The 22,813-nt window shown below is 67.7% G+C and carries 20 protein-coding genes; 15 read left to right on the top strand and 5 right to left on the bottom strand.

Annotation, left to right across the window (positions count from 1 at the left end):
• The first annotated feature begins 28 nt into the window (after positions 1-28).
• On the top strand, positions 29-940 hold the full coding sequence (locus tag DTS01S_RS02055; protein WP_017406461.1) for a LysR substrate-binding domain-containing protein: 912 nt from the start codon (positions 29-31) through the stop codon (positions 938-940).
• A gap of 3 nt (positions 941-943) precedes the next feature.
• Here DTS01S_RS02055 and DTS01S_RS02050 read toward each other — a convergent pair whose 3' ends face one another.
• Complete coding sequence (locus DTS01S_RS02050) at positions 944-1,840, bottom strand: LysR family transcriptional regulator (RefSeq protein WP_017406462.1); 897 nt, start codon at positions 1,838-1,840, stop codon at positions 944-946.
• A gap of 94 nt (positions 1,841-1,934) precedes the next feature.
• Between DTS01S_RS02050 and DTS01S_RS02045 the strand changes: the two genes are divergently transcribed.
• On the top strand, positions 1,935-2,795 hold the full coding sequence (locus tag DTS01S_RS02045) for a DMT family transporter (protein ID WP_016449138.1): 861 nt from the start codon (positions 1,935-1,937) through the stop codon (positions 2,793-2,795).
• A 29-nt stretch (positions 2,796-2,824) separates the two neighbouring features.
• Here the strand turns inward: DTS01S_RS02045 and DTS01S_RS02040 are convergent, their stop codons facing one another.
• Positions 2,825-3,409, bottom strand: coding sequence for a DJ-1/PfpI family protein (locus tag DTS01S_RS02040; RefSeq protein ID WP_016449139.1), 585 nt, complete (start codon positions 3,407-3,409; stop codon positions 2,825-2,827).
• A gap of 142 nt (positions 3,410-3,551) precedes the next feature.
• A complete protein-coding gene (locus DTS01S_RS02035) occupies positions 3,552-4,475 on the bottom strand; it encodes a phosphoribosylaminoimidazolesuccinocarboxamide synthase (protein ID WP_016449140.1) in 924 nt (307 codons plus the stop codon).
• A 364-nt stretch (positions 4,476-4,839) separates the two neighbouring features.
• Here DTS01S_RS02035 and hpf point away from each other — a divergent pair, with 364 nt between their 5' ends.
• From hpf to DTS01S_RS01990, 9 genes are all read left to right on the top strand, one after another.
• On the top strand, positions 4,840-5,199 hold the full coding sequence (gene hpf / locus DTS01S_RS02030; RefSeq protein WP_016449141.1) for a ribosome hibernation-promoting factor, HPF/YfiA family: 360 nt from the start codon (positions 4,840-4,842) through the stop codon (positions 5,197-5,199).
• A 155-nt stretch (positions 5,200-5,354) separates the two neighbouring features.
• Positions 5,355-5,828: a PTS sugar transporter subunit IIA gene (locus DTS01S_RS02025; protein WP_016452020.1), complete on the top strand. Its 474-nt coding sequence runs from the start codon at positions 5,355-5,357 to the stop codon at positions 5,826-5,828.
• A gap of 32 nt (positions 5,829-5,860) precedes the next feature.
• Positions 5,861-6,817 carry an HPr(Ser) kinase/phosphatase gene (hprK, locus tag DTS01S_RS02020; protein WP_016449143.1) on the top strand — a complete coding sequence of 319 codons (957 nt, stop codon included), beginning with the start codon at positions 5,861-5,863 and terminating at the stop codon, positions 6,815-6,817.
• A 246-nt stretch (positions 6,818-7,063) separates the two neighbouring features.
• Positions 7,064-9,241: a TonB-dependent receptor gene (locus DTS01S_RS02015; RefSeq protein WP_016449144.1), complete on the top strand. Its 2,178-nt coding sequence runs from the start codon at positions 7,064-7,066 to the stop codon at positions 9,239-9,241.
• Between the two features lie 4 nt (positions 9,242-9,245).
• Complete coding sequence (locus tag DTS01S_RS02010; protein ID WP_017406463.1) at positions 9,246-11,012, top strand: enterochelin esterase domain-containing protein; 1,767 nt, start codon at positions 9,246-9,248, stop codon at positions 11,010-11,012.
• A 53-nt stretch (positions 11,013-11,065) separates the two neighbouring features.
• A complete protein-coding gene (locus DTS01S_RS02005) occupies positions 11,066-12,037 on the top strand; it encodes a siderophore ABC transporter substrate-binding protein (protein WP_353734936.1) in 972 nt (323 codons plus the stop codon).
• Between the two features lie 46 nt (positions 12,038-12,083).
• Positions 12,084-13,067 carry an ABC transporter permease gene (locus tag DTS01S_RS02000; protein ID WP_026062663.1) on the top strand — a complete coding sequence of 328 codons (984 nt, stop codon included), beginning with the start codon at positions 12,084-12,086 and terminating at the stop codon, positions 13,065-13,067.
• Entirely contained in the window at positions 13,064-14,062 is a 999-nt protein-coding gene (locus DTS01S_RS01995) for an iron chelate uptake ABC transporter family permease subunit (RefSeq protein ID WP_017406466.1), read from the top strand. The genes DTS01S_RS02000 and DTS01S_RS01995 overlap by 4 nt, the downstream gene beginning before the upstream one ends.
• Positions 14,059-14,817 (top strand): iron ABC transporter ATP-binding protein, encoded by a 759-nt coding sequence (locus DTS01S_RS01990; protein ID WP_016449149.1) that lies wholly within the window; start codon positions 14,059-14,061, stop codon positions 14,815-14,817. Before DTS01S_RS01995 ends, DTS01S_RS01990 begins: the two co-directional genes overlap by 4 nt.
• Before the next feature lie 68 nt (positions 14,818-14,885).
• Here DTS01S_RS01990 and queA read toward each other — a convergent pair whose 3' ends face one another.
• A complete protein-coding gene (gene queA / locus DTS01S_RS01985) occupies positions 14,886-15,986 on the bottom strand; it encodes a tRNA preQ1(34) S-adenosylmethionine ribosyltransferase-isomerase QueA (protein WP_017406467.1) in 1,101 nt (366 codons plus the stop codon).
• A gap of 97 nt (positions 15,987-16,083) precedes the next feature.
• Positions 16,084-17,337: an HD-GYP domain-containing protein gene (locus DTS01S_RS01980; protein ID WP_016449151.1), complete on the bottom strand. Its 1,254-nt coding sequence runs from the start codon at positions 17,335-17,337 to the stop codon at positions 16,084-16,086.
• A gap of 184 nt (positions 17,338-17,521) precedes the next feature.
• Between DTS01S_RS01980 and recG the strand changes: the two genes are divergently transcribed.
• The 4 genes from recG to DTS01S_RS01960 all read left to right on the top strand — a co-directional run bounded on the left by recG (position 17,522) and on the right by DTS01S_RS01960 (position 22,803).
• Positions 17,522-19,786 carry an ATP-dependent DNA helicase RecG gene (gene recG, locus DTS01S_RS01975; RefSeq protein WP_061287265.1) on the top strand — a complete coding sequence of 755 codons (2,265 nt, stop codon included), beginning with the start codon at positions 17,522-17,524 and terminating at the stop codon, positions 19,784-19,786.
• A gap of 343 nt (positions 19,787-20,129) precedes the next feature.
• Positions 20,130-20,903 (top strand): MHYT domain-containing protein, encoded by a 774-nt coding sequence (locus DTS01S_RS01970; RefSeq protein WP_043789162.1) that lies wholly within the window; start codon positions 20,130-20,132, stop codon positions 20,901-20,903.
• A gap of 226 nt (positions 20,904-21,129) precedes the next feature.
• Entirely contained in the window at positions 21,130-22,095 is a 966-nt protein-coding gene (locus DTS01S_RS01965; RefSeq protein WP_016449154.1) for a LysR substrate-binding domain-containing protein, read from the top strand.
• A gap of 120 nt (positions 22,096-22,215) precedes the next feature.
• Complete coding sequence (locus DTS01S_RS01960) at positions 22,216-22,803, top strand: Dps family protein (RefSeq protein WP_016449155.1); 588 nt, start codon at positions 22,216-22,218, stop codon at positions 22,801-22,803.
• Positions 22,804-22,813: the final 10 nt, after the last annotated feature.

Here is a 22,813-nt window from a genome sequence, read left to right as displayed (position 1 = left end):
TGCTCCATCAAGAAAGATTTGAAGATCCATGCGCCAGCTTCCACCGGGCACACGCGCCCTGCGCAGCTTCGAGGCCGCAGGGCGCCACCTGAACTTCACGCGTGCGGCCGACGAACTGGGACTGACCCCGGCGGCGGTCAGCCACCAGATCAAGGAGATGGAGGAACAGCTGGGCCTCGTCCTCTTCACGCGCAACAGCCGCAGCATGCAGCTCACGCCCGCAGGCAGCGTGCTGCTGGAGGCCACGGCCGAGGCGCTGGGCCTGCTGCGGCGCGCCACCGGCCGGGCGCGCCAGCTGGCCCGGGGCGAGACGCGGCTGCGCCTGTCGCTGGGCGCGCGCTTTGCCACGCAGTGGCTGCTGCCCCGGCTGCCGCGCTTTCGCGCCGCGCATCCGCAGATCGAACTGAGCTTTGACATCAGCGACGAGGTGCGCGACTTCGACGCCGATGACATTGATGCCGGCATCCGCTTCGGCACCGGCCGTGATGCGCACACCCTGGCGGTGCGCCTGTTCGACGCCAGGGTCATCCCCGTCTGCAGCCCGGCCCTGCTGCAGTCCGGCCCGCCGCTGGCCAGCCCCGCCGACCTGCTGGGCCACACGCTGTGCCACGTGGACTGCATGGTGGACGGCCAGGTCTGGCCGAACTGGCCGATGTGGATGGCGGCGGCCGGCGTGGAGGGCCTGGACGCAGGCCGCTGCATCGCATTCACCGACTCCAGCCATGTCGTGCAGGCCGTGCTGGACGGCGGCGCCGTGGGCCTGGTCGAGCAGGACCTGGTGGCCGAAGACCTGGCCCGTGGCCGCCTGGTGCGCCTGTTCGACATCGCCGTGGGCCTGGGCCCGGCCTATGCCTACCACCTGCTCTACCCCCGGCGCAGCCAGGGCCAGCCGGCCATCGAGGCCCTGCGTGCGTGGGTGCTGCAGGAGGCCGGGCTGTAGCGCCTACTTCCGTACGGGATCGGCAAATCGCATCAACCCGCGCACCACGGCCTGCACGGCCGGGTCTTGCTGCGAGGCGCTGCGGCAGGCCAGACCCAGCGGGCGTGTCAGGGCGGGACTCAGCCCGCGCTGCTGAAGGGTGCGGCTGACGGCGTCCATGGGCTCCTCGCGTGGCAGGACGGTAGGACCGTGGCCTGCGGCGACCAGGGCGCGTATACCTTCGGGATAACTCATCTCCATGCGCGGCTGGGGCAGCAGGCCTGCCTGGGCAAACCATTGCGACAGCAGGCGGTGCATCTGGGTGCCGGCGGCAAAGCCTATCCAGGGCTGGGCGTTGAGCCATTCGGGCGTGATCTGGTCGGGCAGCGGCATCTGCGGCGGCGCGAACAGCTCCATGGGGTCGTTGCGCCAGGCCAGCACCTCGAGCCCCGCAGCCACGGGCTGGGGCAGGCCGACCAGGGCCAGGTCCAGGCTGCCGGCCGCCAGGCGCTGCATGGCCTGGGCCGAGCTCACGACTTCCAGGCGCAGCTCCACGCTCGGTGCGTGCTCGGCCAGCCATTGCAGCAGTTCGGGCAGCAGCAGGGGGCTGACGCCGGCCGAGGCGCCTATGCGCACGCTGGCGCCAAAGCCCTCGGCACGCTTGCGCACCTGGCGCAGCAGGGATTCGCTGTCTGCCAGCAGGCGGCGTCCGCCTTCGGCCAGCAGTTCGCCCGCAGGCGTCAGCTGCGCCTGGCGCTTGCCGCGCACCAGCAGCGGTGTGTCCAGGCGCGCTTCCAGCTCCTGGATGTGCAGGCTGACGGCGGGCGGCGACAGGTGCAGGGCCTGGGCGGCGGCAGCCAGCGTGCCCAGGTCGGCCACGGCCACCAGGGTCTGGAGCTGGTCGAGGTTCAGGCGTCGCATCAGGTTTCCTGAAGATAAGGTTCCGAAAATTCGACTTTATCTAATCTGGGTGTGAATCCATCATCCCGTCCCGTATCAGGAACGAGGCCATGGAATGGAATTGAGCAACGCGGTGCTGGCCGCAGCCCTGGGGGCCGCGCTGATGAATGCGGGATGGAACAGCGCCATCAAGCTGGGCGGCGACAAGATGGTCGCCATGGCGCTGACCACGGGGCTGGCCAGCCTGTGGTCTCTGCTGGTGCTGCCCTGGCTGGACTGGCGTGCGGCGGCGCTGTGGGATGCATCGGTGTGGTGGTGGCTGGCGGCCTCGGTGGCCGTGCACACCGTCTACCACTTCGTGCTGCCGCGCGCCTACCAGCATGGCGAGTTCGGCGTGGTCTACCCGGTGGCACGCGGCAGTGCGCCACTGTTCGTCACGCTGGGCGCGGCGCTGCTGGCCGGTGAGTGGCCGGGCGCGACCGGGCTGGCCGGCGTGCTGTGCCTGTCGCTGGGCGTGCTGGCGCTGTCGTTGCGCAGCGGCGCGGCCAGCGGTTATGGCGGCAGCGGCTATGCGCTGGCCACGGGCGCCATGATTGCCTGCTACACGGTCATCGACGGGCTGGGTGCGCGCGCATCCGGTTCCGCGCTGCTCTATGCGGCCCTGCTCACGCTGGGCGATGGCCTGGCCACGGTGCTGATCGTCGCCTGGCGGCGCGGTCCTGCCGTGCTGCGCGCCGATGCACGCACCTGGCGCCTGTGCGCCCTGGCCGCCGCCATGCAGCTGAGCGCCAGCTGGATGGCGACCTGGGCGCTGTCGCAGGCACCCATGGGGCTTGTGTCTGCACTGCGTGAAAGCAGCGTGCTGTTGGCAGGCTGGATTGCCGCCTGGCTGATGCGCGAGCGCCCGGGCCGCGTGCGCATGCTGGCCTCGGCCCTGGTGTTCGGCGGCATCGTGCTGGTGCGCTGGGGCGGTTGATCCGCCCGGCGCCAACGGCGGCTGCGTGCTCAGCCGTGGCTGATGCGCGTGCCCAGCAGGGACAGGAACTGTGCGATCCAGGCCGGATGGGCCGGCCAGGCGGGGGCGCTGACCAGGTTGCCTTCGGTGTGCGCCTGGTCCACGCCGATGTCGGCGTAGGTGCCGCCGGCCAGTTCGACCTCGGCACGGCAGGCCGGGTAGGCCGAGCAGGTGCGGCCCTTGAGCACGCCGGCGCCGGCCAGCAGCTGGGCGCCATGGCAGACGGCGGCCACGGGCTTGTTGTTGTCGAAGAAGTGGCGCACGGCGGCGCGCACGGCATCGTAGTTGCGCAGGTATTCAGGGCCGCGTCCGCCAGGGATCACCAGGGCGTCGTACTGCTCGGGCTTGATGTCGGCGAAGCTGGCGTTGAGCGTGAAGTTGTGGCCGGGCTTTTCGCTGTAGGTCTGGGCGCCCTCGAAATCATGGATGGCCGTCTTGATGTGGTCCCCCGCCTTCTTGTCGGGGCAGACCGCGTGCACCGTGTGTCCCACGGCCTGCAGGGCCTGGAACGGGACCATGGTTTCGTAGTCCTCGCAGTAGTCTCCGCAGATCATCAGAATCTTCTTGCCGGCCATGTGCTTGCTCCTTCGAAAAAAGTCAGAGGGAGCAAGCATTGTGGCAGTGTCGGTGACGCCGGCGTGACCGGCTGCAGAAACGGGCCCGCGCAATGAAAAAGAGAGCCTAAGCTCTCTTTTGCGGGGACAGGCAGGCGGCAGCTCAGGCCGTCAGGCGCTGCAGCGCTTCGCGGTACTTGGCGGCCGTCTTCTCGGTCACCTCCTGGGGCAGGCGGGGCGCCGGGGCGCTCTTGTCCCAGGGCTTGCCGTTGACCTGGGCCTGCTCCAGCCAGTCGCGCACGAACTGCTTGTCGTAGCTGGGCGGGTTCTCGCCCTTGGCCAGCGCCTGGGCATAGCCTTCCACGGGCCAGTAGCGCGAGCTGTCGGGCGTGAGCACCTCGTCCATCAGCACCAGTTCGCCGTTTTCGTCCAGGCCGAATTCGAACTTGGTGTCGGCAATGATCATGCCCTTTTCGAGGGCGATGGCGGCAGCTTCCTTGTAGATGCGGATGGCTGTATCGCGGATCTGGGAGGCCAGCTTCTCGCCGACCATCTCCACCGTGCGCTCGTAGGTGATGTTCTCGTCATGGTCGCCCATCTCGGCCTTGGCGGCCGGCGTGTAGATGGGCTCGGGCAGCTTGGCGGCGTTGGTCAGGCCTTCGGGCAGGGGAACGCCGCAGACCGAGCGCGATTCCTGGTATTCCTTCCAGCCGCTGCCGGCCAGGTAGCCGCGCACCACGGCCTCGATCAGCACGGGCTTGAGGCGCTTGACCAGCATGGAGCGGCCCGTGACCTGGGGCACTTCGGCGGGCGTGACCACGGATTCGGGCGCTTCGCCAGTCAGGTGGTTGGGGCAGATGTGGCCGAGCTTGTCGAACCAGAACAGCGCCATCTGCGTCAGCAGCTCGCCCTTGCCGGGGATGGGCTCGCCCATGATCACGTCAAAGGCCGAGAGGCGGTCCGAGGCCACCATCAGGATGCGGTCATCGCCCACGGCATAGTTGTCGCGCACCTTGCCGCGCGCGAGCAGCGGCAGCGAGGCAATGTTGGAAGTGTGCAGGGCGGAGGGACGGGACTGGGTGGTCATGTGAGGCAAGGGGCAATCTGGCAAAGAGGCTGCAGGGGCCGGAGGGCTGCAAGCGGCACGCGCAGGAGCGCGATTCTACCCAACGGCGCCTCACGGTGACGGACGGCCTGTGGCCACCCCCACCCCAGGGGCGCAGCCTGGCAAACCCGCCGATTGTGCGCCCAATCGCATGGCGCGCAAAACCCGCCTCCAAGGCCCTGCACCGTCCTGCGCTATCGGCTTGCGGCGTTGCTTTTGACCCGACCCGGGCGCATAGTGGATTCGCAAGCAAACGAATGCGCATTCCGGCCTGCAAGCACCTGTCCCGGCGGATCGTCCCCCGGTGGACCGGGCTGTTTCCATCCAGAGCAAGGAGTGTTTAGATATGAATCTGACGATTAGTGGGCATCACCTGGAGGTCACTCCCTCGCTGCGCAGTTACGTCATGGCCAAGCTCGAACGCATTCTTCGACACTTTGACCAGGTGGTGGATGTCAAGGTCTTGCTGACCGTTCATAACCAGAAGGAGAAGGAAAAGCGCCAACGTGCCGGTTGCACGCTGCGCGTCAAGGGCCAGGATCTCTTTGTCGAAACCTCTCACTTCGACCTTTATGCCGCCGTTGACGCGCTGGCTGACAAGCTGGACCGCCTCGTGGTGCGCTACAAGACCCGCCAGCAGGGCAGCCGCTACGGCACGGCCAAGCGGCTCGATGATGCTGGACTGACCCTGGCGTCAGTCGGGTGACAGGTAAGGCGCCGGCCCTGTGCGGGCGCTTACAATACCTGCGTTTTTGTGGCTGATGTGCCACGCACGACCACCGCCCTTCGGGGCGGTTTTTGATGGGGGTCAGGGTTTCCCCACGGTTTCCGGCACTGCGGTGCATAATTGTTTCCCGAACCATGAACCGTCTTGCCTCCATCCTGCCCGCCGCTCAAGTGCTCGTGAGCGTCGACGTCACCAGCAAAAAGCGCGCTTTCGAAGAAGCAGGTCTGCTATTCGAGAGCCTGCATGGCCTGTCCCGCGCACTCATCACCGACAGCCTCTTCGCGCGTGAACGCCTGGGCTCGACGGGGCTGGGCCATGGCGTGGCCATTCCCCACGGTCGCATCAAGGGGCTGACCGCTCCGATGGCAGCCGTGTTCCAGCTGGACCATCCCATTGGCTTCGATGCGCCCGATGAGCAGCCCGTGGGCCTGCTGATCTTTTTGCTGGTGCCCGAAGCGGCGACGCAAAAGCATCTGGAAATCCTTTCTGAAATCGCCGAACTGCTCAGCGACAGCCAGCTGCGCGAGCGGCTGAAGTCCTGCGGCGATGCGGCCCGGCTGCATGGAATGATTGCCGGCTGGCAGTCTTCCGCCGCTCCGCTGGTCTAGACTTTCGTCTTCCCCTTTTCACGGGCCTTGCCATGAGACCCAGTGCCATCAGCGCCGACGTCCTTTTCGAGGAGTTCCGCTCCAGCCTGCGCTGGGAGTGGGTGGCGGGCCTGGGGGCCTCGGAGCGCCGCTTCGACGAGATGGCCGTGCGCTCGGCGCGCTCGGGCGCCGATCTCGTCGGCTACCTGAACTACATCCATCCCTACCGGCTGCAGGTGCTGGGCGAGCGTGAGATCGCCTATCTGACCAACGCCACGCCGCAGGACTGCCAGCGCCGCGTGGCACGCATCGTCACGCTGGAGCCGCCCGTGCTGGTGCTGGCCGATGGCCAGACGGCGCCCGAGGCGCTGCTGTCCATGTGCGAGCGCGCCCACATTCCCATGTTCGCCACGCGCGAGCAGTCGGCCTTCGTGATCGATGTGCTGCGTGCCTACCTGGCCAAGCATTTCGCCGACCGCACGACCATGCATGGCGTGTTCATGGACATCCTGGGCATGGGCGTGCTGATCACGGGCGAGTCGGGCCTGGGCAAGAGCGAGCTGGGGCTGGAGCTGGTGACGCGCGGCAACGGCCTGGTGGCCGACGATGCCGTGGACCTGTACCGCATCAACCAGACCACGATCGAAGGCAAGTGCCCCGAGCTGCTGCAGAACCTGCTGGAGGTGCGCGGCATCGGCCTGCTCGATATCCGCGCCATCTTTGGCGAGACGGCCGTGCGCCGCAAGATGCGTCTCAAGCTCATCGTGCACCTGGTGCGCAAGGAAACCATGGAGCGCGAATACGAGCGGCTGCCAGCCGAGCCGCTGACGCAGGATGTGCTCGGCGTGCCCGTGCGCAAGGTGGTGATCCAGGTGGTGGCGGGCCGCAACATCGCCGTGCTGGTCGAGGCCGCCGTGCGCAATGCCATCTTGCAGCTGCGCGGCATCGACACCTACCAGGAATTCGTGCAGCGCCACCGCCGCGCCATGGAACGCGGCGACACCTTCTAGCGGTCTGCGCCGTCGTGGCGTCCGGCTGCCTGTTGCCGGCGGCCTGTTGCCTGGGCCCCACTGTTTTCCCCGGGATTGTTTGCGGACCGTGCGCCCATGTTTGCGCGCGGTGCGTTGTCGTCGTTTTCTCAAATAAGAATAATTCTCATTTTCTATAATTCGGGCAGATGCCGTATCCGGCCTGTATCCCGACGGGCTGCGGGCCTGGATGCGGCGCATTTTCTTCCGCCTTGAAAGCCCTCCCGGATGTCCTCTCGTTCCCGCACCGGCCTGCCGCGCGCAGGCGCTGTCAGCCCCTTCGCCCCCGTTTCACCGTTCCACGGCCTGGGCACCATCGCCCGTGTCTGCGCCATGGTTGCCGCTGCCGCTTTGCCCGCCGCGTCCTGGGCGGCCGACGCCGAACTGGGCGAGATCACGGTGCGCAGCACCACCGATCCCCAGGCACTGCCCACCGTGGCGCCGGGCGGCCAGGTGGCCAAGGGCGCGGGCCTGGGCGTGCTGGGCCAGCGCGATGTGATGGATACGCCGTTCAACATCACCTCCTACACGGCCGAAGGCATTGCCGACCAGCACGCGACCACGCTGATGTCGGTGCTGGAAAACGACCCCTCCGTGCGCTTCACCACCAACACCGGCCACGCCTACGAGAACTTCACCATCCGCGGCCTGGGTGTGAATGCCTCGGAACTGGGCTTCAACGGCCTGTACGGCCTGGCGCCCGATGGCCATGTGCCCACCGAGATGATCGAGCGCGTGGAAGTGCTCAAGGGCCCGGGGGCGCTGCTGAGCGGCATGACGCCGGGCGGCGCCGTGGGCGGCACCATCAACCTGGTGACCAAGCGTCCGCTGGCCCGGGACCTCACGCGCGTGACCACCATGTTCAGCAGCTCCTCGCAGCTGGGCCTGCAGGCCGATGTGTCGCGCCGCTTCGGCCCGGAACGCCGCCTGGGCATACGCATCAACGGCAGCACCTCGGGCGGCGATACCGAGATCGACGGCCAGAACCGCCGCCATGGCCTGGGCGCACTGGCGCTCGACTACCAGGGCGACGGTTTCACGCTGGGCCTGGATGCCTACAGCTACCGCTCCAACATCCGTGACGGCAGCCCGATGATGGTCAGCATGCAGAACCTCAAGCAGGTGATTGCAGCGCCCGACGCCAAGACCAATCTCTTCCCGGGCATACGTGCCCAGCAGCAAAGCGATGCGCTGATGCTGCGCGGCTCGGTGGACCTGGGGGCGGACTGGACGCTGTTCGGCTCGGTGGGCAGCGGCAAGCATTCCTATGACGGCATGCTCAACGGCACGCGCGTGGTGCTGCGCGCCCAGGGCGACGGCTCGGCCGTGGGCCAGACCTACAACCAGTACGGCTACACCGACAGCATGGCGGCCGAGTTCGGCGTGCGCGGGCGCCTGCGCACGGGTAGCGTGAACCATCTGCTGGTCGCCTCCGTGAACTGGATGAACCAGAAGGGCGGCCGCGCGGCCGTGGCCACCAGCGCCAGCTACATCACCAACATCTACGACCCTGCGCCCATCACGCTGGCCGGCCCCTACGGCGCCATCAAGCAGGAGCGCGACGACGTGCTCAGCAGCCTGGCCCTGGCCGACACGCTGAGCTGGGGTGGCGACACCGTACAGCTCACCGTGGGCGCGCGCCTGCAGCGCGTGAACCAGAAGATGGCGCGCTATGACGAACATGCCATCTCGCCCGCGCTGGGCCTGGTGGTCAAGCCCTGGGGCGATGCGGTCTCGCTGTACGCCAACCATGTGCAGGGCCTGAGCGCGGGCTCCATCGTCGGCGCCACCTACGCCAATGCCGGCGAAGTGTTCGCGCCCTACAAGACCAAGCAGTTCGAGATCGGCGCCAAGTGGCGCACGGGTGATTTCACGCAGACGGTCTCGCTGTTCCAGATCGAGCGGCCTTCGTCCGTGGTGGAGACCGCGACCAACCGCCTGCTGATGGATGGCGAGCAGCGCAACCGGGGCCTGGAGTGGAATGTGTTCGGCGAGCCGCTGCGCGGCACGCGCGTGCTGGGCGGCCTGGCCTATACGCAGGCCATCCAGAGCAAGACCCAGGGCGGCGCGCGCGACGGCTACGGCGTCTACGGCGTGCCGCGCTGGACGGCCAACCTGGGCGGCGAGTGGGATGTGCCCGCGCTGCCGGGCGCCACGCTCACCGGCCGCCTGATCTACACGGGCGCGCAATGGGTGAATTCGGCCAACACGCTGAAGATGCCCAGCTGGACCCGCGTGGACGTGGGCGCGCGCTATGCCACCCGCATCGCGGCCAAACCCGTCACCTTCCGCGCCACGGTGGAGAACCTGTTCGACAAGTCCTACTGGGCCGGCAGTTTCAACGACAACTTCGCCACCACGGGCGGCCCGCGCACGGTGCGTGTCTCGGCCACGGTGGACTTCTGACGCCATGGCGCAAGCTGCACGACAAGGCCTGTGCGTGGCCGCCTCGCTGCTGTGCCTGCTGGGCGCAGCCGTCCATGCCGCTGAAGACATGACGGCAACCGCATCGCGGCAGGCCCTGGCCGCACGGCCGGGCACGCTGGCGCCGGGCCAGGCGGCCACAGGGGTCCTGGCTGCCGGTGGGCGCGAGTCCTGGCGCGTCGATCTGCCTGCCGGCCATGTGGTCCAGGGTGAATTCGAGGGGCAGGGCGTGGCCCTGGACCTGGAGGATGTCCAGGGCCGGCACCTGCGCCGCCTGGCGCGGGCCGATGGCGGCGCGCAGTCGCTGATGTGGGTCACGGAGGGAGCCGGACGGCAGCGGCTGGTGGCCAGGCGTGTGGCCCTGGCTGACCCCCGTTCCGGCGGTGAGGCGCAAGAAGCGGGGCGCTTCGCGCTGCGGCTGACCTCCAGCCTGGCGCCTGCCGGCAACAAGGCCTCGGCCACCTCCGAGCCTCCGGCACTGCAAAGCCCGCGGCTGCGGGCTCTGGCGCAGGCAATCCAGCGCGGCGCGGGTGCTGGTGTGGCTGCCGACGCCTTCTGGCGGCGCGTGCAGGAGGAAGGAACACCCATGGTCGAGCCCCTGTCCGAGGGGCACTCCCTGGTCACCTTCCTGTGGCGCGGCCAGCCGCGTGCGGGCATGCAGGGCGTGCGCCTGTTCGGCAGCCCGGCCGGCAACCATGATCCGCTGCAGCATCTGCCCGGCAGCGATGTCTGGTGGGCCAGCTTCCGCATGGCGGACAACGCCAGGCTCAGCTACCGGCTGGCGCCCGATGTGCCGCTGATCGAAGGCTCGGCCATGGAGCAGCGCCGCGCCCTGCTGGCCACGGCGCAGCGCGATCCGCTCAATCCCAAGACCTTCCCGCAGCCGCCCGAGGGCGGCTTCATCGATGTCTTCCAGGGCGCCTCCGTGCTGGAGCTGCCCAAGGCCCCACCCCAGCCCTGGACGGCGCCGCGCGCGGGCGTGGCGCAAGGACAACTGGTGCAGCATCGCCTGCGAAGCCGCGTGCTGGGCAACAGCCGCGATGTCTGGACCTACCTTCCCGCAGGCGGCCAGGCGCCCGAGGCGCTGCTGGTGCTGTTCGACGGCAATGCCTATGCAAAGCAGGTGTCCACGCCCACCCTCATCGACAACCTCATGGCCGACGGCCTGATCCCGCCCACGGCCGTGGTCCTGGTGGACAACGCCAGCCCGCAGGCACGCGGCAGGGAATTGCCGCCCAACACCGCCTTCGCGCGCTTTCTGGATGAGGAGCTGATGCCCTGGGTGGGGGAGCAGGGCCTGGGCCAGCCTGCGGCGCGCACGGTGATCGGCGGCTCCAGCTTCGGCGGCCTGGCCTCGGCCTATGCGGGCCTGGTCAATGCGCGCTGGTTCGGCAATGTGCTGAGCATGTCGGGATCGTTCTGGTGGTCGCCGGCCGGCGAGGTGCCGGGCTGGGTGCAGCGCCGCTATGCCCAGGAGCCGCGCCAGCCCGTGCGTTTCTATCTGGATGCAGGCCGCTACGAGCGTGCACGCGGCGGGCAGGACGGCATCCTGGAAACCAACCGCCACCTGGCCGACGTGCTGCGCGCCAAGGGCTACGAGGTCACGCAGGCCGAGCATGAAACCAGCCATGACTACCTGCAATGGCAGGGATCGCTGGCCTGCGGCCTGGTGGCCCTGCTCAACCCCGGGCGCTTTGCCCAGGGCCTGCCGGCCTGCGAGCGCATGCCGGACAGCACGCCCGCACTTCCCTGAGGCCGCCAAGGCCAATGTTTGAACTTCCTGGCGATACAGCAATCATTGAAAGAATGAACACCTTGAATGCAAATCATTCCCGGCGCCACATCCTGGCGACGATGGGCCAGGGCGCGGGCATGCTGGTCACGCTGCCTCTGGCACTGTCCATGGCCCATGCGCAGACGGCAGCGGTCGGCAAGACCGTGACCGTGCCGCACGCCAAGGGCGAGATCCAGGTGCCCTTCAAGCCCGTGCGCGTGCTGGTGTTCGAGCTGGCAGCGCTGGACACGCTGCAGGCGCTGGGCGGCGAGGTGCGTGGCGTGCCCGAGTTCAAGATGCCGCCGCTGCTGGCCCGCTATGCCGATGCGAAATACGCACGCATCGGCAGCCTGTTCGAGCCCGACTACGAGGCCGTCAAGGCGCTGTCGCCCGACCTCATCATCGTGGGCGGCCGCTCCGAGGCCAAGTACAAGGAGCTGTCGCGCTTCGCCCCCGTGCTGGACCTGAGCGTCAGCGACCAGCACCAGATGGCCGATATCTACCGCAACATCCGCACGCTGGGCGCCGTCTACGGCCTGCAGGACAAGGCCGAGGCCGAGGTCCGGGCCGTGGAGCAGGCCATCGCCGCGCTGCATGGCAAGGCGCAGAACGCGGGCAAGGGGCTGGTGCTGCTGACCTCGGGCGGCAAGCTCAGCGCCTACGGTCCGGGCTCGCGCTTCGGCATGCTGCACGATGTGTTCGGCGTGAAGCCGGCCATCGACAACCTGACGGTGGCGCGCCATGGGCAGGTGGTCTCCTTCGAGTTCCTGCTCAAGACCAATCCCGACTGGCTGTTCGTCATCGACCGCGACGTGGCCATCGGCCAGGATGGCAAGACCGCCCAGCAACTGCTGGACAACCCGCTGGTGCGCGCCACCAAGGCCTGGCGCGGCAAGCAGGTGGTCTATCTGAACGCAGCCAACTGGTACACCCTGTCCAACGCCGGGCCGGGCGCGCTGAAGGCCAATATCCAGCAGCTGTCGGATGCCTTTGCCCGCACATGACGCCAAAGCGTTGAGCCCGCCTGTCGCCACCGCGCACGCCGTGCCCATGTCACGCCCCTCTCGCCAGGCCCTTGCCTGGCTTTTCGCGCTGGGCCTGCTGCTGGCGCTGTCGCTGGCCAGCCTGATGGTGGGCGCGGGCGACATGCACTGGAGCGTGCTGTGGTCGCGCAGCGAGGACGACCTGGCCAGCCAGGTGCTGGTCTACAGCCGCGTGCCGCGCACCCTGGCCCTGTTGCTGGCCGGCGCGTCCATGGCGGTCTGCGGACTGCTCATGCAGATGCTGGCACGCAACCACTTCGTGGAGCCTTCCACCGTGGGCACGGTGGAGTCGGCCAGCCTGGGCATGCTGGCTGCGTTCCTCTGGGTGCCGCACTGGCCGGTGATGGCCAAGATGGGAATTTCGGCCGTGGCGGCACTGCTGGGCACGGCGCTGTTCCTGGCCGTGCTCTCGCGCATCCGGCTGCGCTCGTCGTGGATGGTGCCCCTGGTCGGCCTGGTGCTGGCCGGCGTGCTGGAGGCTGCGGGCAGCTTCGTGGCGCTGCAGTTCGACATGATGCAGGCGCTCAAGTCCTGGTCCAACGGCGATTTCTCGCTGGTGGTTCAGGGCCGCTACGAGTTGCTGTGGCTGTCGCTGGGTGTCACCGCCCTGGCCTGCCTGGCGGCCGACCGCTTCACCGTCGCCGGCCTGGGCGAGAGCTTTGCCACCAATCTGGGCCTGAACTACCGGCGCCTGGTCTGGCAGGGGCTGGTGGTGGTGGCCGTGGCCACTTCCGCCGTGGTGGTCACGGCCGGCAGCCTTCCCTTTGTGGGACTGATCGTGCCCAACGTGGTGCGCCTGGTCCTGGGTGACAACGTCCGCCGCAGCGTGCTGTGGGTGGCGCTGATCGGCGCGGGCCTGACCCTGCTGTGCGATCTGGTCGGGCGCATGCTGATCGCGCCCTATGAAATCCCCGTGGGCACCGTGCTGGGCGTGCTGGGCAGTGCCCTGTTCCTGGCGCTCATCCTGCGCCGCCGCAAGGACCGTGCATGAGCAGCCTGCCGCAATCCGTTGCTTCCGACGATCCGGCTGCGCGCAGTTGGGGCCGGGGCCGACGCCTGGCGCTGCTGGGAGGGCTGGCGCTGCTGTGCCTGCTGGCCTTCATGACCGTGGGCGTCAGGACCGACTGGGCCTTCGTGCTGGAGCACCGGGGCGCCAAGGTGCTGACCATGGCGCTGGTGGCCTGCGCCATCGGCCTGTCCACCGTGGTGTTCCAGACCGTGTCGCACAACACCATCCTCACGCCTTCGGTGATGGGGCTGGATGCGTTGTACCTGTTCGTGCAGGCGGCCATGGTGCTGATGCTGGGCGCGGCAGGCGTGTCCGCCATGGGCGAGGTCGGGCGCTATGCGCTCAACATCGTGCTGATGGTGGGCTTCAGCGTGCTGCTGATGCGCTGGCTCTTCGTGGGCCATGCCAGCAGCCTGCACCTGATGCTGCTGGTGGGCATGGTGGGCGGCATCTTCTTTCGCAGCCTGGCGGGGCTGGCCATGCGCGTGCTCGATCCCAATGAGTTCACGGCGCTGCAGGACCGCATGTTCGCCAACTTCAACGCGGTGAACCTGCAGCTGCTGGTGCCGTCGCTGCTGCTGATCGCGCTGGGCAGCGCCTGGATCTGGCGGCAGCGCCACGTGCTGGACGTGATCTCGCTCGGGCGCGATGCCGCCATCGGCCTGGGCCTGGACTACGATGGCCGCGTGCTGCGGCTGCTGGCCGTGGTGGCCTGCATGGTGGCCGTGTCCACGGCCCTGGTCGGGCCTGTCATCTTCTTCGGCCTGCTGGCCAGCAACATGGCGTATCACGCCATGGGCACGCGCCGCCATGCCTGGGTGCTGCCTGCGGCCGTGCTCTGGGGCTGCGTGCTGCTCATGGGCGGCCAGGTGCTGCTGGAGCAGCTTTTTCAATTCAATACCGTGCTGAGCATCGTGGTGGAGTTCCTGGGTGGAATCGTCTTCATCGTGCTGCTCATGCGCAAGGGGACCCAATGATCGAGGTGCGTGATCTGCTCAAGCGCCATGGCGGCACGACCGTGCTGCAGGAGCTCAACTTCAACGTGCCCGAGCGGGCGCTGACGGCCATCATCGGCCCCAACGGGGCCGGCAAATCCACGCTGCTGTCCCTGGTCAGCCGCCTCATGCCGATCACGGAAGGCCAGGTGTTGGTGGCTGGCCGCGACGTGGCCACCACGCCCACCGAGGCGCTGGCGCGCATCATGGCCATCCTGCGCCAGGACAACCAGAGCACGCTGCGCCTGACGGTGCGCGACCTGGTGGGCTTCGGCCGCTTTCCGCACAGCAAGGGCCGGCTGGGCCCCGAGGATGTGCGCCATGTGGACGAGGCGCTGGAGTACCTGCAGCTCACGCCGCTGGCCGAGCGCTTTCTCGACGAGTTGTCAGGCGGCCAGCGCCAGCGCGCCTACATCGCCATGGTGCTGTGCCAGGACACGCCTTTCATCCTGCTGGACGAGCCGCTGAACAACCTGGACATGGCCCATGCCGTCAGCATGATGGGCCTGCTGCGCCGCGCCGTCACCGAACGCGGCAAGACCGTGGTCATGGTGCTGCACGACATCAACTTCGCCTCCTGCTACGCCGACCACATCATCGCGCTCAAGGACGGCCGCCTGGCCGTGGCGGGCACGCCGGCCGAGGTCGTGCAGGACGAGGTCCTCAGCAGCCTCTACGGCATCCCCGTCAGCGTGCACGAGGTCAAGGGCCGCAGGCTCTGCCATTACTTTGGCTGAACATGCGGCGTTTCGGGCTTGGCGCGGCCTGAGGCGAGGGACACCAAGCAAGGGCCTAAGCCGGCCGCTCAGGGGGTGCTTTTCTTCTTCAACAGCATGGAGTCGCCATAGCTGAAGAAGCGGTACTCCTGCGCGATCGCATGGCGGTACAGCGCCATCACCTGCTCGTAGCCGGCGAAGGCGCTGACCAGCATCATCAGCGTGCTCTTGGGCAGGTGGAAGTTGGTGATCAGCAGATCGACCACCTGGTACTCGAAGCCCGGTGTGATGAAGATGCGCGTATCGCCTGAGAAGTTGCCCGTCTGGGCCCAGGACTCCAGCGTGCGCACCGTGGTCGTGCCCACGGCGATGATGCGGCCGCCGCGCTGGCGGCAGCGTTCCAGCGCGGCCAGGGTGGCCAGCGGGATTTCGTACCACTCGCTGTGCATCTGGTGGTCGGCCAGGTTCTCGGTCTTCACGGGCTGGAAGGTGCCGGCGCCCACGTGCAGCGTGACGCTGGCGCGTTCGATGCCGCGCTCGGCCAGGCGGGCCAGCACGGCGTCGTCGAAGTGCAGGGCGGCCGTGGGTGCGGCCACGGCGCCGGGGCGGGCCGCGAAGACGGTCTGGTAGCGCTCGCTGTCTTCGGCGGCATCGGGGTCGTTGCCGGTTTCCTGTTGGCGCTCGATGTAGGGCGGCAGCGGCAGATGGCCGAAGCGCTCCATCAGCTCATGGGGCGTCTCGCCGCGCGGGCCTTCAAAGCTCAGGTGGAACAGCGGGCCGTTCTCGTCGGGCCAGCGGCCACGCAGCACGGCGTCGAAGCCGCCACCGTTCTTGCCGCCGCACAGGTGGATGCGCGAGCCGGGCAGGGGTTTCTTGCTGACGCGCATGTGGGCCACGACGTCGTTGCCTTCCAGTACGCGCTCGACCAGCAGCTCCAGCCGGCCGCCGCTGGCCTTCTCGCCGAAGATGCGCGCCTTGATCACGCGCGTGTCGTTGAACACCAGCAGGTCGCCGGGCTGCAGCAGATCGGGCAGCTCGTGGAAGATGCGGTCGGCGGGCGGGTTGGCATCGTCGCGGCCGTCGAGCAGGCGCGAGGCACTGCGCTGGGCGGCAGGATGCTGGGCAATCAGCTTCTCGGGAAGCTCGAAGTCGAAATCGCTGAGCGAGAACACACGGGACAGGGAGGACATGCAGTGCTTGAGGGCCGGACATGGCCCGTTCCAAGTTCGTTGAACGGAAGCTGGCAATTGTCGCAAACCCTGGGGTCATCCCCGGAATTGCCGGTGGTCACCTGGCCATGGCGGCCTGGGGCTGGCGCTCGAACTCCAGCCACAGCGATTCCAGATCGGGGAAGTCCCAGTCCGCAGGGTCTTCGCGCGCGATGATGCGGTCGTTGCCCTGGCTTTCGGACAGGTCCTCGATCTCCGGCGTGATGCGGCAGGACTGGCGCAGCGAATAGAAGACCTTGACGCGCGGCGCCAGCAGGCTGGCCGGCGAGGCATCGACCACCACCGCCAGACGCTGCGAATGCAGGCGCACCAGCGAGCCCAGCGGGTAGATGCCCACGGTCTGCACGAACTGCTCGAACAGCCGCTTGTCGAAATGGCGCGGACTCCACTCGGCCATGCGACGCAGCGCCTCCGAAGGCGGCCAGCCCTTCTTGTAGGGCCGGTCCGAGGTGATGGCATCGTAGACGTCGCAGATCGCCGTCATGCGCGCCAGCAGGCCGATGTCGCCCTGCTGCAGCCCGTCGGGGTAGCCGCTGCCGTCCACCTTTTCATGGTGGTGCAGGCAGGCATCGATGACCTCGTCGTCCAGGCCCAGCGGGCGCAGCAGCTGCTCGCCGTGGCGTGGATGGGCGCGCATCAGCGCCCATTCGGCGTCGTCCAGCGGGCCGGGCTTGTTGAGCACGGTCACCGGAATGGCGGTCTTGCCCAGATCGTGCATGAGGCCGGCCATGCCGGCCTTGCGCAGGCTGTGGTCGTCCAGGCCCATGCGCTTGGCCAGGGCCACCATCAGCGCGCACACGGCCAGACTGTGCATGTAGGTGTAGTCGTCGGCGGTCTTCAGGCGGGCCAGGCCGATCAGCGCATGGGGATTGCGTGCAACGGAGGCCGTCACATCGTCCACCAGCTGTCCGGCGGCCGAGGCGTCCACGGGCCGGCCCAGCCGCGCATCGCTGAACAGGCGGCTCAGCAATTGCCTGGCCTGGGCGCAGGTCTGGGCCGCGCGGCGCAGCTCGGTGGCGGTGGAGATGGGGGCCGTGCTCTGCTCGGACGCAGGGCGGGCGTTGTCGGGGATCTGGTGGCGAAGCTCGTCCTGCGGGTCGAAGCGCAGGCAGGGCACCTGCACGCCCACGTCCAGGCCTTTGCGCACATCGATCCAGACCTCCTGGATGGAGGTGGCGCGCAGACGCTGGAGATCGGCCTCGGAGCGAAGCAGGAAACGGGTTCGCCAAAAGGGATGCTCCATCCAGGAGCCGCAGAACTCGTGCAGGAACATGCCCAGAGTGACATGCTGGACATTGATACGCTTCAACATGGCATTCGGTGGCGGGGTAACACTACGTAACGTCAGCGTGCATGGTAGCGGCTTCCCCAGAGACCCGGGGCGTCAAGGGTGCTTTGGGCAGGGCCGGCCGGCGTGAACGTGGCGTGTTGCCTACACCTGTATATTCATACACTATGCTGCCAGCCAACGCGCATGTTCTGAAACAGGAAAGCCCATGCCCCTGAACGTCTCCTCTGCCTTTCCCGACCTGGGGCGCGACGCCCCTGGTGGCAAGGCCGCGCGCGCCGGCAAGGCAAAGGCTGGCGCAGGCAAGGGCGGCGCCAGGAAGGCCGGCAAGGCCTCGGCCACTTCGGGCGACAAGGCCGCCACGCCTGCACAGTCCGCTGCCAGGCCTGCCGCCAGTCCCGCGCAGAAGGCGCTGCAGAAAATGGGACTGGTGCGCGACATCGACCTGGCGCTGCACCTGCCGCTGCGCTATGAGGACGAGACCCGCATCACCGCGCTGCGCAATGCGCGCGAAGGCGATACGGTGCAGATCGAGGCCACGGTCACCCACAGCGAAGTGCAGCTGCGCCCTCGCCGCATGCTCAAGGTCACGGTGGACGACGGCACGGCCGAATGCGTGCTGACCTTCTTCAGCTTCTACCCTTCGCACCAGAAAACCCTGTCCGTGGGCGCGCGGCTGCGCATACGCGGCGAGGTCAAGGGCGGCTTCTGGGGACGGCAGATGCTGCACCCCGCGTTCCGCGCGGCCGGGGGGGATCTGCCCACGGCGCTCACGCCCGTCTATCCGGTGGCGGCAGGACTGCCCCAGGCCTATATCCGCCGCGCAGCGGCCACGGCCATGCTGCGGGCCGACCTCTCCGATACGCTGCCCGCAGGAGAGCACCCGCCCGTGGCCCATTTCCACGGCAACGGCGGGCTGCCGCCGCTGTTCAGCCTGCGTGACGCGCTGCAGTTCCTGCACCATCCCACGCCCGATGTGGCCCTGGCCACGCTGGAAGACCATTCGCATCCGGCCTGGCAGCGCCTGAAGGCCGAGGAACTGCTGGCCCAGCAACTGTCGCAATACGAGGCCAAGCGCGAGCGCGCGCGGCTCAGGGCGCCCGTGCTGCGCGCATTGCCCATGGACAGCGCCCAGGGACTGGCGCGCCAGTTTCTCGACCAGTTGCCCTTTGGCCTGACCGGTGCCCAGCAGCGCGTGGTGGGCGAGATCCTCGCCGACATGCAGCGCCGCATGCCCATGCACCGGCTGCTGCAGGGCGATGTGGGATCGGGCAAGACCGTAGTGGCGGCGCTGTCGGCCGTGGCCTGCATCGAGGCCGGCTGGCAGTGCGCGCTGATGGCGCCCACCGAAATCCTGGCCGAGCAGCATTTCGGCAAGCTGGTCGGCTGGCTGGAGCCGCTGCTGGCTCCGCTGGGCAAGCGCGTGGCCTGGCTGGCCGGCGCGCAGAAGAAGAAGGAGCGCACCGCCATGCTGGAGCTGGTCCGCAGCGGCGAGGCGGCCCTGGTGGTGGGCACGCATGCCGTCATCCAGGACCAGGTGGAGTTCAAGAACCTGGCGCTGGCCGTCATCGACGAGCAGCACCGCTTCGGCGTGGCCCAGCGGCTGGCGCTGCGCCAGAAACTCGCAGCCTCGGGCATGGAGCCCCATCTGCTGATGATGAGCGCCACCCCGATCCCGCGCACCCTGGCCATGAGCTACTACGCCGACCTGGATGTCTCCACCATCGACGAGCTGCCGCCTGGGCGTACGCCCATTGTCACCAAGCTCATTGCCGACAGCCGCAAGGACGAAGTCATCGAACGCATCGGCGCCCAGGTCGCTCAGGGGCGCCAGGTCTACTGGGTGTGTCCGCTGATCGAGGAAAGCGAGGCGCTGGACCTGTCCAACGCCACGGCCACCCACGCCTACCTCAGCGAGATGCTGCCCGATGTCATGGTCGGCCTGCTGCATTCGCGCATGCCCACGGCCGAGAAGAAGGCGGTGATGGAGCTGTTCTCGGCCGGCGTCATGGGCGTGCTGGTCTCCACCACGGTGATCGAAGTGGGCGTGGATGTGCCCAATGCCTCGCTCATGGTGATCGAGCATGCGGAGCGCTTTGGCCTGTCGCAGCTGCACCAGCTGCGCGGGCGCGTGGGACGGGGCGCTGCAGCTTCGGCCTGCGTGCTGCTGTATTCGGTGGGAGACAGCGGCCGCCTGGGCGAGACGGCCAAGGACCGGCTGCGTGCCATGGCCGAAACCAACGACGGCTTCGAGATCGCGCGGCGCGACCTGGAGATTCGCGGTCCGGGCGAATTCCTGGGTGCGCGCCAATCAGGCGCTCCCATGCTGCGCTTTGCCGATCTGGAGCAGGACCTGATGCTGCTCGACTGGGCCCGCGAGCTGGCGCCTCGCATGTTGGAGCAGCACCCGCAACTGGCCCAGCGGCATGTGGACCGCTGGTTGGGCGGCAAGGCCGAATTCCTCAAGGCCTGATGGGCCGGCCCCTGCTTGCGGGATGTTTCTGTTACGTATTTTTACGCGCACGGGCGCTGCCCGGTGGCGGCCTGCTCCGCAGGCCTGCAGCCCGCGCCAGGCAAGGTTTGCGTGTGCGTTGTAGCTGTCGGTAGGGAGCGCTTCATGCGGTCCTGGCGGTGACATCTGCGCGCGGCGACGGCATTGAGTATTTGTGACATTTTGGTACATTGAGTCGCAAAAAACAGGGTAGGTCCATCCGGGAGGGGATGGCCTGCCACTCCTCCCCACGCTTCCCCACGGGGAGGACGGCCGTGATCACTCTTGTGTTGTCCCATCTTTCTGAGAATGAGGAGCCGTCCACATGAATGAAGCCGTTCAAGCGAATGAACTCGTCGAGACCTCCTGGCGCATGGGCCTGGTGGCCCTGTCCTATGGCATTGCCGTGCTGGGCTCCTTCGTGGCCCTCACGGCGGCACAGCGCATTCGCGGGCGCACGGGAATCAGCTGGCTGAATCTGCTGGCGGCCGGCACGGCGCTGGGCGGCATAGGCGTGTGGTCCATGCATTTCACGGGCATGCTGGCGCTGAACCTGGGCATGGGCTCGGGCTACTCCATGGTCGAAACCCTGGTGTCCCTGGTGGCTGCCGTCGCTGCGACCTCGGTGGCGCTGGCCTTTGTCGCGCGGCGGCCCGAAAGCGGGTTGCGCGTGCTGGGCGCCGGCACCCTGCTGGGCCTGGGCGTGGCCTTCATGCATTACCTGGGCATGTACGGCATGCGCTTTCCGGGCTTCATCGTCTGGTCCGTTCCCACCGTGGTGCTGTCCGTGGCCATTGCCGTGGTGGCGGCCAGCGCCGCTCTTTGGCTGTCGTTTCGCACCGGCTCGCTGGGCATGCGGGCGCTGGCGGCTGCCGTGATGGGGGCGGCAGTATGCTCCATGCATTACACGGGCATGGCCGCAGCAGACTTTGTATGCATTTCCGAGACACAGCGGTATGCTCGGCCGCAAGGTTTTGCCGTGATCAGCGCTTTGGACCTTCCCGTCTTTACCGTGATCGTGGCCATAGGCCTGGCAGCATTGATAGGCATGGACCAGCTCATGCAGCAGCGCGACCGGATGCGCCGGCCGCTGCACTAGGTGGATAAATGCAAAAAGCCGGCAGGTCGGGGAGCGCGCAGTGGTCATGCGTGGACGAGGACTGGCACAATCGAAATAGGACAAATCCTAGAGTCTGCACAGGAACTTTTGAGGGGAGCACCCCGGCAACCGGGCCGCAAGGCCTGGTTGCACGAAGGTTTCGGCCCAGGTTCCAGGTCTAAGACCATCGTATTTCCCGAGGTTCCCTCCCAGACACAGCTCGCCAATGACACTTACCGAACTCAAATACATCGTGGCCGTGGCACGTGAAAAGCATTTTGGCCGCGCCGCCGAAGCCTGTTATGTGTCCCAGCCCACGTTGTCCGTGGCGATCAAAAAGCTGGAGGAGGAGCTCGATGTCAAGCTCTTCGAGCGCAGCGCCGGCGAAGTGTCGGTCACGTCGCTGGGAGAGGAGATCATCCGGCAGGCGCAAAGTGTGCTGGAGCAGGCCGCCGAGATCAAGGAAATCGCCAAGCGCGGCAAGGACCCGCTGTCGGGCGTGCTCACGCTGGGCGTGATCTACACCATCGGCCCCTACCTGCTGCCCGATCTGGTGCGCAACTCCATCCTGCGCACGCCGCAGATGCCGCTGATGCTGCAGGAGAACTACACCATCAAGCTGCTGGAGATGCTGCGCACGGGCGAGATCGACTGCGCCATCGTCGCCGAGCCCTTCCCCGACACCGGCCTGGCGCTGGCGCCGCTGTATGACGAGCCCTTCATGGCTGCCGTGCCCAGCACCCATGCGCTGGCCCAGAAGGACCATGTCTCCACCAGCGATCTCAAGAACGAGACCATGCTGCTGCTGGGCTCGGGCCACTGCTTCCGCGACCATGTGCTCCAGGTCTGCCCCGAGTTCGCACGCTATGCCAGCAATGCCGAAGGCATTCGCCGCACCTTCGAAGGTTCGTCGCTGGAGACCATCAAGCACATGGTGGCCGCCGGCATGGGCGTGACCCTGGTGCCGCGCCTGTCCGTGCCCGCCGATGCGCTGGAGACCACGGCGCGCCGCCGCAAGACCGACGAGCCGCACATCCGCTACCTGCCCATCCTCGAGGACGACGGCTCGGCCCCGCCCACGCGCCGCGTGGTCCTGGCCTGGCGCCGCAGCTTCACGCGCTACGAGGCCATCGCCGCCCTGCGCAACGCGGTCTACGCCTGCGCCTTGCCCGGCGTCAAACGCCTGTCCTGATGACTGCACCGCTGCGCGGGCCGTGCCTCCAGGGCCACCGCGCTTGCGTTATCGTTGCTTTCGGTCTCCGGGCGGTCTGCCCGGGGCATATTCCATCCGTACGAAGTTGAAAGGGATCCCATGGCCAAAAATGCCAGCAAAGACAAGTCCGGTGCAAAGAAGCCAGAGGCCGTGCAGGCCGCCAAGACCGTGCAGGCAGCGACGGCCGATGTCGCACCGGTGTCCGTGCGCTCCAGCGCCATCCACATCGGCATCAGCGACAAGGACCGTGCCGCCATCTCCAAGGGCCTGTCGGCCCTGCTGGCCGACACCTACACGCTCTATCTGACAACGCACAACTTCCACTGGAACGTCACGGGCCCGATGTTCAACACACTGCACACCATGTTCATGGGGCAGTACACGGAACTGTGGAACGCCGTTGATCCCATCGCCGAGCGCATCCGCGCCCTGGGCCATTTCGCACCGGGCTCCTATGCCGACTTCGGCAAGCTCACCAGCCTGGCCGACGTGCCCCACGATCCGCCCAAGGCCCTGGAGATGGTGCGCATCCTGGTGGCAGGCCATGAAGCCGTGGCACGCACGGCGCGCAGCCTCTTCCCGCTGGCCGACAAGGCCAGCGACGAGCCCACGGCCGACCTGCTGACCCAGCGCCTGACCGTGCATGAGCAGACCGCCTGGATGCTGCGTGCCCTGCTTGAAGAGTGATGCTGCACAT

The sequence above is a fragment of the Delftia tsuruhatensis NBRC 16741 genome (assembly GCF_001571325.1).
Classification (GTDB): domain Bacteria; phylum Pseudomonadota; class Gammaproteobacteria; order Burkholderiales; family Burkholderiaceae_C; genus Comamonas; species Comamonas tsuruhatensis.
The sequence above is the reverse complement of the archived record's forward strand: the minus strand, read 5'-3'. Positions and strand labels throughout refer to the sequence as shown.

Bases quoted from the DNA above. Each gene is read 5' to 3' on its own strand.
- DTS01S_RS02015 (WP_016449144.1), top strand. From the start codon at position 7,064: ATGTCCTCTCGTTCCCGCACCGGCCTGCCGCGCGCAGGCGCTGTCAGC.
- DTS01S_RS02055 (WP_017406461.1), top strand. From the start codon at position 29: ATGCGCCAGCTTCCACCGGGCACACGCGCCCTGCGCAGCTTCGAGGCC.
- DTS01S_RS01970 (WP_043789162.1), top strand. From the start codon at position 20,130: ATGAATGAAGCCGTTCAAGCGAATGAACTCGTCGAGACCTCCTGGCGC.
- DTS01S_RS02025 (WP_016452020.1), top strand. From the start codon at position 5,355: ATGAACCGTCTTGCCTCCATCCTGCCCGCCGCTCAAGTGCTCGTGAGC.
- DTS01S_RS02010 (WP_017406463.1), top strand. From the start codon at position 9,246: ATGGCGCAAGCTGCACGACAAGGCCTGTGCGTGGCCGCCTCGCTGCTG.
- hpf (WP_016449141.1), top strand. From the start codon at position 4,840: ATGAATCTGACGATTAGTGGGCATCACCTGGAGGTCACTCCCTCGCTG.
- queA (WP_017406467.1), bottom strand. From the start codon at position 15,986: ATGTCCTCCCTGTCCCGTGTGTTCTCGCTCAGCGATTTCGACTTCGAG.
- DTS01S_RS01995 (WP_017406466.1), top strand. From the start codon at position 13,064: ATGAGCAGCCTGCCGCAATCCGTTGCTTCCGACGATCCGGCTGCGCGC.
- DTS01S_RS01965 (WP_016449154.1), top strand. From the start codon at position 21,130: ATGACACTTACCGAACTCAAATACATCGTGGCCGTGGCACGTGAAAAG.
- DTS01S_RS02035 (WP_016449140.1), bottom strand. From the start codon at position 4,475: ATGACCACCCAGTCCCGTCCCTCCGCCCTGCACACTTCCAACATTGCC.
- DTS01S_RS02045 (WP_016449138.1), top strand. From the start codon at position 1,935: ATGGAATTGAGCAACGCGGTGCTGGCCGCAGCCCTGGGGGCCGCGCTG.
- DTS01S_RS02005 (WP_353734936.1), top strand. From the start codon at position 11,066: ATGAACACCTTGAATGCAAATCATTCCCGGCGCCACATCCTGGCGACG.
- hprK (WP_016449143.1), top strand. From the start codon at position 5,861: ATGAGACCCAGTGCCATCAGCGCCGACGTCCTTTTCGAGGAGTTCCGC.
- DTS01S_RS02040 (WP_016449139.1), bottom strand. From the start codon at position 3,409: ATGGCCGGCAAGAAGATTCTGATGATCTGCGGAGACTACTGCGAGGAC.
- DTS01S_RS02050 (WP_017406462.1), bottom strand. From the start codon at position 1,840: ATGCGACGCCTGAACCTCGACCAGCTCCAGACCCTGGTGGCCGTGGCC.
- DTS01S_RS01960 (WP_016449155.1), top strand. From the start codon at position 22,216: ATGGCCAAAAATGCCAGCAAAGACAAGTCCGGTGCAAAGAAGCCAGAG.
- DTS01S_RS02000 (WP_026062663.1), top strand. From the start codon at position 12,084: ATGTCACGCCCCTCTCGCCAGGCCCTTGCCTGGCTTTTCGCGCTGGGC.
- recG (WP_061287265.1), top strand. From the start codon at position 17,522: ATGCCCCTGAACGTCTCCTCTGCCTTTCCCGACCTGGGGCGCGACGCC.
- DTS01S_RS01990 (WP_016449149.1), top strand. From the start codon at position 14,059: ATGATCGAGGTGCGTGATCTGCTCAAGCGCCATGGCGGCACGACCGTG.
- DTS01S_RS01980 (WP_016449151.1), bottom strand. From the start codon at position 17,337: ATGTTGAAGCGTATCAATGTCCAGCATGTCACTCTGGGCATGTTCCTG.